We start from the raw sequence: 420 nt of genomic DNA on the forward strand, positions 1-420 counted from the left end.
GCTTACTAGCGCTTTTTTTGTCCCTACCACATTATCAGTACAACTTGATTTAGACGATTTACGTGACCCTAAAGTTATGATTGAGACAATTTATCAATGTGTTTATAGGCAGTCTTGGGGCGGTCGTTCTTATTCTAAAGTTACATCACAATCATACGCTGGCGCTATGGATGCTTGCTTGTCTTGGGCTTTTATTAACTTGGATAGGGCTCAGCCATGTGGTTCAACTAGTAAAAGTTCTCCCGGTTCTGGTGTAATTCTTTTACCTCTTAATTTATTGATGGAAGATGGTACGTGTAAGATGGGCGCTCAGGGAGGTGGTCAGGTTGATTTCGATGCAATCAGTCAAGGTCAGACTGAAACTGAGTCTTGCCCGCCTGACAGTTCCCCTGAACATAAATATGATTACAACATTGATGG

At 41.9% G+C, this 420-nt stretch carries 1 protein-coding gene; it reads left to right on the forward strand.

Going from position 1 to position 420, the window contains the following annotated elements; genetic code table 11:
• A partial coding sequence (locus CWC28_RS22315; protein WP_212746811.1) for a hypothetical protein occupies nt 1-420 on the forward strand: 420 nt, incomplete at both ends.

Origin of the sequence: Pseudoalteromonas sp. S4492, from assembly GCF_005886115.1 — a bacterium.
GTDB classification, from domain to species: Bacteria; Pseudomonadota; Gammaproteobacteria; order Enterobacterales; family Alteromonadaceae; genus Pseudoalteromonas; species Pseudoalteromonas gelatinilytica.